The 1,507-nt window shown below is 66.8% G+C and carries 3 protein-coding genes; 2 read left to right on the forward strand and 1 reads right to left on the reverse strand.

What is annotated here, in order from left to right; all coding sequences use genetic code 11:
* Positions 1–77: 77 nt before the first annotated feature.
* On the reverse strand, positions 78–221 hold the full coding sequence (locus ACWDNU_RS45610) for a hypothetical protein (RefSeq protein ID WP_449673417.1): 144 nt from the start codon (positions 219–221) through the stop codon (positions 78–80).
* A 236-nt stretch (positions 222–457) separates the two neighbouring features.
* On the opposite strand from ACWDNU_RS45610, the gene ACWDNU_RS45615 reads away from it, so the two are divergent.
* Together ACWDNU_RS45615 and ACWDNU_RS45620 are read left to right on the forward strand one after the other, a co-directional pair.
* Positions 458–1,237: an isoprenyl transferase gene (locus ACWDNU_RS45615; RefSeq protein ID WP_355273109.1), complete on the forward strand. Its 780-nt coding sequence runs from the start codon at positions 458–460 to the stop codon at positions 1,235–1,237.
* A 29-nt stretch (positions 1,238–1,266) separates the two neighbouring features.
* Positions 1,267–1,507, forward strand: a 241-nt coding sequence (locus tag ACWDNU_RS45620; RefSeq protein WP_449673416.1) for a hypothetical protein, incomplete at its 3' end; no start/stop codon positions are given.

Consider the following 1,507-nt stretch of genomic DNA (forward strand, 5'->3'; position numbering starts at 1 on the left):
CCGGCCGATCTTGTCGGACAGCAAGCCCCACAAGGGAATCGTCACGAAATGCACCGCCGAGGCGACGAGCACCGCGGTCAGGCCAGTCGCTTTCGCCCGAACACCACGAGCACCGCCACCGCGACCGCGGCGACCCCCACCGCCCAGGTATGAATCCACCCCCGCAGCAGCGGCTTGCCGAGCACCACCGGCTCCGGCACCTCGGCCCGCACAGCCTCCACGAATCCTCCCAAGTCTAAACCTACGGTACCGTAGGTTACCGCCAACGGTACGTCAGCACCCACCTCCACCACCACAAACGTGCCCACCCCCACACCGCCGATCTCGCGAGCACCGGGGTAACTCCCCAGCCACCCAGGAACCCCACCACGTACTCACCGCCGGCCCGGCGCGCAACTCGTGCTCTCCCCACGACCGGCAAAAAACGCGGGGAGGCGGGGGAGCGTAGGGTGCGGGCGTGGAGTTTCTCGCTCGGGTGCGTGGTCTGCCGTACCGCATCTACGAAGCCAGACTGTCCAAGCAGCTGGCCGACAAGCAGCATCCTCGCCATGTCGCCGTGATGTGCGACGGCAATCGCCGCTGGGCGCGCGAGAACGGGTTCACCGATGTCAGCCACGGTCATCGGGTCGGTGCGCTGAAGATCGCCGAGCTGGTCGGCTGGTGTTCCGACGAGGGCATCGAGATGGTGACCGTCTATCTGCTGTCGACGGAGAACCTGCGCCGCGATCCGGATGAGCTGGAGACGCTGTTCGAGGTCATCACCGACGTGGTGGAGGAGCTGTCGGCGCCGGAGCAGAACTGGAGCGTGCGGATCGTCGGCTCGCTGGCGGGTTTCCCGGAGCTGATCGCGAAGCGGCTGCGGGTGGCGGCGGAGCGCACGAGTGGCCGCGACGGTGTGCATGTGAATGTGGCGGTGGGGTACGGCGGGCGCCAGGAGATCACCGACGCGGTGCGCTCGCTGGTGCGCCAGGAGATCGCCGCGGGTGAGTCGGGCGAGGATCTGGTGCAGTCGATCACGGTCGACGCGATCGGTCAGCATCTCTACACCTCGGGTCAGCCGGATCCGGATCTGGTCATCAGAACCTCTGGTGAGCAGCGGCTTTCGGGTTTCCTGCTGTGGCAGAGCGCCTATTCGGAGATCTGGTTCACCGAGGCGTACTGGCCGGAGTTCCGGCGGGTCGACTTCTTGCGCGCGCTGCGGGATTACGCCGCGCGGCACCGCCGTTTCGGCGTGTGAGGTGACTCGGCTCGCGTACTCTGCGGGCAGTGGACCCCGAACAGTCTTCCTACATCAGCTATGAGGAATTCGGCAGGCGTTTCCTGGAATACGCCGTCTCCGAGCAGCGGATCGCCGCGGCGTTCGGTGAACTCACCGGCGCGGCTTTCGATTTCGGACCGATCGGGGTGGGGCCGGGTCGCCTGGCGAAGGTGACGGCGCAGGTCGAGCTGGGGCGGCCGCGCATCCTGCGCTACATCGACGCCTACATCTCCTTCGAACTCACCATTC

The sequence above is a fragment of the Amycolatopsis sp. NPDC003676 genome (assembly GCF_053587275.1).